A 6,642-nucleotide genomic window follows, 5' to 3' on the forward strand; every position below is an offset into this window, starting at 1 on the left:
GTTCCCAGCGAACACCTTCTTAACGGTTATCTCGCTTCCCGTAACGAACCGCGACTCCGATCCATCCGGCATGTGTACGACGTACTCGTTCCTCGCTTTCGCGCCGACGCCCTTCGCCGCCACGAACGGGACCTCTCCCCCTGATGCGACAAACCTCTTTAATAGCTGCCTCTCCTCATTCGCCAGGCCATCCCGGTCGTCGATATCCTTGAACTCCCTCCACAGTTCTCGGAGCTCCTTCGGTCTGACGCCCTCGACCAGCTCGGCATCCTTGTCGTCCTCGAAGCCGGGCACGACCTTGCAGTCGCACCTGCGATGGAAGTGGCGGAACTCGCCGGCGGTCTTCCGCGAGTGGTAGACGGCGCCGCGGCTCGCCAGCATCAGGCAGTACGTGCACGTCTCCGCGCCGGTGGGGACGCGCGCGAAGCGCACCCCCTTCTTCCTGTCTCTGGCGGCGTTGCGCATGATCGTCTCGTTGAGGCTGCGCAGGACGTCGTTGCGGCCGAGCTCGCCGCAGTACTCCGCGAACCCGCGCGGGTCGCCCTCCGCGAGCTTCTTGGCCTGGTAGCGCGCCGTCTCGTCGACGCTCTCGGGGTTGTAGGTCGCCGCGGTGATGGCCGCCGGCAGCCTGGCGCCGCTATCCGCCGCCTGCTTGTCGTACCACTCCGCCGCGAGAGAGGAGGCGGCGGAGTCGTAGACCTGCACCACGCCGGACATGACGGATTTGGCGTACTCGCGGCACTCCGCGACGCTCGCCGACCTCCCCTCGTCGGTCTGGAGCCAGGACATGATCCTCGACTCGATCTCGCGCTGGGCGCCGTCTGACAGGTTCGCCACCGCTCGGTTGTAGGCGTCGAACTGCTCGCGGGATATCATCGCGTCCCGTCCAGGAGCGCGCCCGCGGCCGCTGCGGGGTTGGCGGTCGGGAGGTCGATGCCGGTGCCGGAGGTCGCGGCGGCGACGAGCGCGCGGCTCGTGGCCCGGTCGCGGTCGCTGCGCAGGCGCTGGATCTGGTCGTCGGAAAAGCCGAGCTCCTCGAGGAGCACGTCGCTCTCGGCGAGCCACGGCACGGCCTGGACGTCCTTGAGCATGGCGTCGGCCTGCGTGACCACCGACGGCATGGCGGGGTTGCGGAACTTGGGGCAGATCCGCAGGCGCCGCGCCGCCTGCTCGGCGTACGTGGTGCCCTCCTTGATGGCGAGCGCCATGAGGGCCACATGCGCGAGGGCCTCGCCGTTGTCGGCGTTGAGGTTCTGCGCCTCCACGACGAGCGCCTCCTTGGCGGCGTAGATCGCCTCCGCGCTCGACGGGTTGTCCGAGACCACGCCCAGCTCGCTCAGCGGCACGTTGGTCTCGCCGGAGAAGCGCGCCGCGAGGGATCGCATGTAGTCGATGTGCGGCTGCATGCTGCCCTGGGTGTTCGTTTTCCCCGCCATCGTGATCGGATATCGATACTGCTACCGCTCTTGGCCAAGTCGTCGGCGGATTAGTGCTGTTCGACTTACGGTTGTTCTGCGATATCGCGACCTGCTTCGCCTACCACGCTGAGGCCGCCATGGAAAAGGAAAGGGGGCCAAAGAGATAGCATGTTATAAACAAAGGTCTCGCAGCGCACCCCACGATGCTGCGGGGTCGCAAGCGCCTGAAAGGCCGCATTGCTGCATTTCGAGATGGCTTCCGCAGCAGGTGAAACCGCATGACATGGTTTCACCCTGCACTCGAGCACCCGGGCTATAGGCACGCTATAACAATGTTGCAGATGCGAAATTCTTGACGAATCCAAGTCGAGTCTCTGCCTATCAAGCAGCCCTTGTCCTTGCAGACTCTCATCTAAGCAACCCTCTTCCCGAAGTCGGCGACCCCGCTGGCCCAAACCTTTCATTCAGCCTTACGCGTTGTCAAGGCCCTCCGGGATTAGTGACGTCAAATCGTCAATAGCGCGGTGGGCACATAGTGGCATCCGAGACGCAGTAGAAACTCGCTATAACCGCGTCTGGCGATCTCGAAGCAGACGACCCTCGGGGGCGAGTGTTGAAATCTTCATTTAAGTCACTCATATATGCAATCGGCCATGCAGCAGATTGCATTGATGCCGAAGCCTGTGTTCTACGCCTTCCAGCCCAACTCCTGGCGCGATGCGCAGGTGCCTATAGCTTTGCAACGCGCGTATCGCCGGAGATCGAGCGCATGACAGGGTGCTTCACAATCTTGCCGCATAGCCGTCCTGGGGCGCCAGGACCTCGACCTTGTCGCTGCTGGCATGCTAAACGAGCTGCCGGGCATTGTTTGATTTTCACCCTCCACAGCATCTGGCGGCGCCCTCCCGGTCCCGAAGAATAGCCTAACGACGGCGCAGTAGCGGCCGAAATCCGACAACTACGACACTTCTTTGATTGACTCGCGCGCCGCCCCTTTGAAGCAGCGAGTCAGAAGTTATTCCGTTTTCGCCGTCGTCTTTGCAACCCACCGGGGCAACCGTCCCCTATCGCCTGGAAGCATCTTGAGTGATGCGCGGTAAGCGCAAAAGCATCAAATCGATAACCCGGCACGGAAGCAACATCCTGGCTGTCGCGCCCCCAGCTCCTCGCGGAAACGCATCTCGTCCAAACCCGTCGCAAGGCGCTAGCGCCGAGCGGCACGGGCGGCCCACCTGAAAGGAGGTGAGCGATGGAACCCGTAAGCGTCACGTACCGTTTCGTGCACGTCCTACCCGACGGTAGGAAGGTGCGCATAACGATAACGGTACCCGCTAGATAGCGGATAGCGGGGCGCGTGCGAACTAAACACCAATGCACGCGCCCCGCTATAGACGCATTGTACCCGCTACCGAGAGGAGTAACCACGATGCCCGCACGCTACTACAAGCGCCGCCGCGCCCTGCCCGTGCTGCAGGACGACGGCACGCTCACCGCCCCCGTCGAGGCCATGACGACGCGGTTCTACTTCGGCCTGAAGCGCAAGAAGCCGCACAACGTCTACTACCACGGCGGCCTGTTCTACCGCGTCAAGGCCGTGCCCACGTCGTTCACGAACGATGGAGAACCGTTGACGTGGACCCACGCGCTGGAGCAGCTCGGAAACGTCACGTGCTATGACCGTTTCCTATCGCAGACGCTCGAGCAGGGCAAGGCCGCGCCCGTGTCGCTTCACGTCCGCGACGGCCGCGCCACGGCCACGGGCTGCAAGGGCACGCCCTACGAGGGCGTGGCGTTCCTGGACGGCACGGAGGACGCCGACTACATCGAGGACCTGCTGGACCTCAAGCCGACGGCGCGCAGGCGCCCCACGGCGGCGTAGGGCCTATACAGCGACGAGCGAACGGCGCGGGCACGCGGCCCGCGCCCGATAGGAGGGATTGAAGATGCAAGAGTTCACCGACGGCGCGTTCGAGGACGGGCGCAAACGCCTCGTGGTCATCGAGTGGGACGCCAACGGGTCGAGGGACCCGGACGAGTGGGACGAGTGCGACGCGGGCGCGTACGAGTTCGCCGAGGCCGCCACGCCCATGGAGCTGCGCGCCGCCGTGTGCGGGGCCAAGGAGGAGGCCCTGGAGCTGCTACATGAGAACGGCGCGGGTTGGGTTTCGATTCTCATCGGGCCGGGCGAAACGTTCGAGGACGTGGACGTGGAGACCGCCGAGCGCGTCATTTCATTTGAGTTCTAATCAGGAGAGGAAACAAGACCATGACCAACGCAATTGCAACCATCGACCGCGCGAGGACCTACGGCCTCGAGGAGATTACGCCCGGCGTCGTGGCGTGGCTCAAGGAAAACGCGGGGCACGCCATTACCGTCCGCACCACGCGCGGAAAGCTCAAGCGCGTGGCATGGGTGCGAGATTTCGAATGGACGCGGAACGACGACGGCACCTATAGCAAGCGCGTCGCGGGCCGCTGGAGCTCCAAGAGCGCGACGGATTGGCGGGCGTCGTGGGGCGGCATTACCCGCGAGCTCCTGGCCGTCCTCGAGCCGGAGCGCCACGCGGCGATGCAGGAGCGCCGCCGCAAGGAGTCGGAGGAGCGCCGCCGCCGCGAGCGCGAGGCCGCCGCGTCCGTGGCCGTCGGCGACGTGTTCGTGACGTCGTGGGGCTACGAGCAAACGAACATCGACTATTTCGAGGTGGTCGAGAAGCATGGGCAATACGTCACCCTGCGCCCGATCGCGTCCCGCACGGTCGAAGATACGGGATGGATGCAGCGCACAGTTGAAGCCGTGCCGGGTAGCTACATCGACAGGTGCGCGCTTATCGATGACAAGTCATCAGCGCGTTACAAGGTCAAGGGCACGAAAGATAAACCGCGTATTGACTTGACGAGCTTTGCAAGTGCGTATATCTGGGACGGCAAGCCGAACAACGAGACCAGCTACTACTAAACCATTTCGACCGATAGGAAAACGCCCGCGTTCCGATGGACGCGGAACGCGGGCACGCTTGAAAGGTGCAAGCAGTGAGACAGCTTACACGATTCATCCGCCGCGCGCTACTGGCGCTCGCGGCGTTCGCCGCGCTGGTGGCCTACATGCTGCACTGCGCCCATCTGGGGGACGCGGCGCGCGCCGAGCGCATGCGGGAGCTGGAGCCGCATATCGAGCTGGCCCGCTCCGCCGAAGAGGGGCGCGCCGCGCTGGAGTCATTTGCAGCCGCGAAGGCGGCGGGCCGCGTCCGCGGCTAGATGTTCGGAAACCGGTGCGGGCGACCCGCCCGCGCCCGATTTGAGAGGAATGCAAGATGAGCGAAAACAACGTGAAGTCCATCTCATGCCCGGAGATGTACGACGACGGCACGGCGGCAGATTTCGCCGCCGTCGTGGCCGACGCCATGACGCTGGACGGTAGCCCGATTTTCGAATCGTGGTACGACCGCGCTTACCAGGCGGCGCACGCGTTCGCCGACGACGCCGATGAATCTCCCTCCAGCGCCGAAGCTCTCGCCGCGCTCAGCGAACTCGCCTGGAACATTTACGCCGCCGCGCGCGAGCTCGACGACCTGGGCGGCGATTCGGGGCTCGATTACGCGCGCGAGCTCGTCGAGGCCGTCGGCGACATCTGGCCGAACGTGAAGGCCTGCATGGGCCTCTAGACGCGAACGCGGGCGCGGACGATTCGCCCGCGCCCGCCCGATTTGAAAGGGGACTACGATGACCCTGCGATACATGGACGATTACCATTTCACGACCGACGGAGAAACGATCTCATGCACGTTCAAGGGCGAGACGCGCACCTGGGGGTACAGGCACAAGCCCGGCATGGCGTTCGTCGTCCGCAAGACGTTCGTCGGCAGCGGGTACGGTGCCGACCAGCTCGTGCGAGACCTCAACGATCCATTTTGGAGCACCTGGGCGAACGCCATCTGGGAGACGACGCGCCCGCTGGAGGCGGCATAGCCCCATGCAGCGGCGAACGCGACGGGCGGGCGCACGGCTCCCGCCTTTTGCGCGTCCGCCCGCTGTTATACAATGCACGACGACGGCGGCCTCCAGATGGCCGCCCGCTTGAAAGGATTTGAGATGCCCTGGGTCTTCGTTTTCCCCGCCATCGTGATCGGGATATCGATACTGCTACCGTTCCTTGCCCAGATTATCGCGTGTCTGCTTGTCCTCATAGGCAAGGCGATAGCCGCGTTCATCTACTTCCTCGCATGGCTGCGCGTCAAATGGTACGCGCACCGCGAGGAGCGGCAACAGTAGCTCCGTGTTCGCACCAAAGGCCCCGCAGCGCTTTTCAACGGCGTTGCGGGGCCTTCTGCATTGTGGCCATGCCGCGCATGGGCGAACGCGCCGCGAAACGGCGTCTCAGGGCCGCACACGGCATTTGCGCGGGCGCTCCCGTGGCGATTTCGCTTAACCCGCGATCTCGTCTATGGTGCAGCCCAGGCGGCGGGCGATGACGCGCCACGTTGCCATGTTGCCCTCGCTCTTCCCGCTCCGCAGCGCCGTGATGGTGCGCGCGTTCACGCCCGTCATCTCGGCGAGCGCGGCCACGGTCACGCCGCGCCGCTCCATCTTTCTCGCGATCAGCTCGTGTAACGCCGGAACAAAGCGTGCAGGGACTTGGAGATACGCCGCATTCCGCCCGACATGCTCCACCACACCTCCGAGACCCTGATGCAGGCCGCGGGACTTCAGGACACGCTTGTGAGCCGCCTGCGCGGCCACACGGAGCTTAAGACCGATTACGCGCACTACATGCGGCCCGATGCCGCCACCGCCGAGAAGGCAGCGAAGGCCGTCCACGACCTCATGCCGTCTTGACCCGTCGGTTAGTAATCAATCGATTCGGGTGCGCATAAAACCGCCGTCCACGGCCAATCCGATGTATCAACCAAGGATAAAGGGCAACTGGTTAGGTACCTTTGTCACCGTAGTAAATCGGGCGCGAAAAAGAAAAAGGTCAGACACGTGGTCTGACCTGCTGATTCGATGGTGGGCCCTCCGGGATTCGAACCCAGAACCCAGGGATTATGAGTCCCCTGCGCTAACCGTTGCGCCAAGAGCCCGGAGCTATTCACTCGCCGACAACTCTCTTTAGAAAAAAGGCCTCCGGTTACCCGGAGGCCATAAATCTCATGGTGGAGACGAGGGGGATCGAACCCCTGACCTCTTGACTGCCAGTCAAGCGCTCTCCCAGCTGAGCTACGCCCCC

The 6,642-nt window shown here is 64.0% G+C and carries 11 protein-coding genes and 2 tRNA genes; 8 read left to right on the forward strand and 5 right to left on the reverse strand.

Features of this window, described 5'->3' with window-relative positions:
- The coding region (locus I2E26_RS05895; RefSeq protein WP_195419986.1) for a hypothetical protein at positions 1–876 on the reverse strand (876 nt) is incomplete at its 3' end.
- A complete protein-coding gene (locus tag I2E26_RS05900) occupies positions 873–1,436 on the reverse strand; it encodes a phage portal protein (RefSeq protein ID WP_195419987.1) in 564 nt (187 codons plus the stop codon). The genes I2E26_RS05895 and I2E26_RS05900, both read right to left, overlap by 4 nt.
- 1,408 nt (positions 1,437–2,844) lie before the next feature.
- Between I2E26_RS05900 and I2E26_RS05905 the strand changes: the two genes are divergently transcribed.
- The 7 genes from I2E26_RS05905 to I2E26_RS05935 all read left to right on the forward strand — a co-directional run bounded on the left by I2E26_RS05905 (position 2,845) and on the right by I2E26_RS05935 (position 5,687).
- Entirely contained in the window at positions 2,845–3,297 is a 453-nt protein-coding gene (locus I2E26_RS05905; RefSeq protein ID WP_195419988.1) for a hypothetical protein, read from the forward strand.
- A gap of 64 nt (positions 3,298–3,361) precedes the next feature.
- Complete coding sequence (locus I2E26_RS05910) at positions 3,362–3,664, forward strand: hypothetical protein (protein WP_195419989.1); 303 nt, start codon at positions 3,362–3,364, stop codon at positions 3,662–3,664.
- 20 nt (positions 3,665–3,684) lie between these two features.
- Positions 3,685–4,374, forward strand: coding sequence for a hypothetical protein (locus tag I2E26_RS05915; protein WP_195419990.1), 690 nt, complete (start codon positions 3,685–3,687; stop codon positions 4,372–4,374).
- A gap of 74 nt (positions 4,375–4,448) precedes the next feature.
- Positions 4,449–4,673, forward strand: a complete 225-nt coding sequence (locus tag I2E26_RS05920; RefSeq protein ID WP_195419991.1) for a hypothetical protein — start codon at positions 4,449–4,451, stop codon at positions 4,671–4,673.
- A gap of 56 nt (positions 4,674–4,729) precedes the next feature.
- Entirely contained in the window at positions 4,730–5,080 is a 351-nt protein-coding gene (locus tag I2E26_RS05925; protein ID WP_195419992.1) for a hypothetical protein, read from the forward strand.
- Positions 5,081–5,138: 58 nt separating this feature from the next.
- Positions 5,139–5,384: a hypothetical protein gene (locus I2E26_RS05930; protein WP_195419993.1), complete on the forward strand. Its 246-nt coding sequence runs from the start codon at positions 5,139–5,141 to the stop codon at positions 5,382–5,384.
- A 123-nt stretch (positions 5,385–5,507) separates the two neighbouring features.
- Positions 5,508–5,687, forward strand: a complete 180-nt coding sequence (locus I2E26_RS05935) for a hypothetical protein (RefSeq protein WP_195419994.1) — start codon at positions 5,508–5,510, stop codon at positions 5,685–5,687.
- Between the two features lie 153 nt (positions 5,688–5,840).
- Here the strand turns inward: I2E26_RS05935 and I2E26_RS05940 are convergent, their stop codons facing one another.
- Positions 5,841–6,002, reverse strand: coding sequence for a helix-turn-helix transcriptional regulator (locus I2E26_RS05940; RefSeq protein WP_195419995.1), 162 nt, complete (start codon positions 6,000–6,002; stop codon positions 5,841–5,843).
- A gap of 48 nt (positions 6,003–6,050) precedes the next feature.
- On the opposite strand from I2E26_RS05940, the gene I2E26_RS05945 reads away from it, so the two are divergent.
- Positions 6,051–6,251, forward strand: coding sequence for a hypothetical protein (locus I2E26_RS05945; protein WP_195419996.1), 201 nt, complete (start codon positions 6,051–6,053; stop codon positions 6,249–6,251).
- Positions 6,252–6,420: 169 nt separating this feature from the next.
- On the opposite strand, the gene I2E26_RS05950 is transcribed toward I2E26_RS05945, so the two are convergent.
- Positions 6,421–6,496 (reverse strand) — tRNA-Ile (locus I2E26_RS05950).
- Positions 6,497–6,566: 70 nt separating this feature from the next.
- Positions 6,567–6,642, reverse strand: a tRNA-Ala gene (locus I2E26_RS05955).

Source organism: Collinsella sp. D33t1_170424_A12 (genome assembly GCF_015554865.1).
Classification (GTDB): Bacteria; Actinomycetota; Coriobacteriia; order Coriobacteriales; family Coriobacteriaceae; genus Collinsella.

Coding starts and splice junctions, on each gene's coding strand:
- I2E26_RS05905 (WP_195419988.1), top strand. CDS start 2,845: ATGCCCGCACGCTACTACAAGCGCCGCCGCGCCCTGCCCGTGCTGCAG.
- I2E26_RS05935 (WP_195419994.1), top strand. CDS start 5,508: ATGCCCTGGGTCTTCGTTTTCCCCGCCATCGTGATCGGGATATCGATA.
- I2E26_RS05940 (WP_195419995.1), bottom strand. CDS start 6,002: ATGGAGCGGCGCGGCGTGACCGTGGCCGCGCTCGCCGAGATGACGGGC.
- I2E26_RS05910 (WP_195419989.1), top strand. CDS start 3,362: ATGCAAGAGTTCACCGACGGCGCGTTCGAGGACGGGCGCAAACGCCTC.
- I2E26_RS05900 (WP_195419987.1), bottom strand. CDS start 1,436: ATGGCGGGGAAAACGAACACCCAGGGCAGCATGCAGCCGCACATCGAC.
- I2E26_RS05930 (WP_195419993.1), top strand. CDS start 5,139: ATGACCCTGCGATACATGGACGATTACCATTTCACGACCGACGGAGAA.
- I2E26_RS05915 (WP_195419990.1), top strand. CDS start 3,685: ATGACCAACGCAATTGCAACCATCGACCGCGCGAGGACCTACGGCCTC.
- I2E26_RS05925 (WP_195419992.1), top strand. CDS start 4,730: ATGAGCGAAAACAACGTGAAGTCCATCTCATGCCCGGAGATGTACGAC.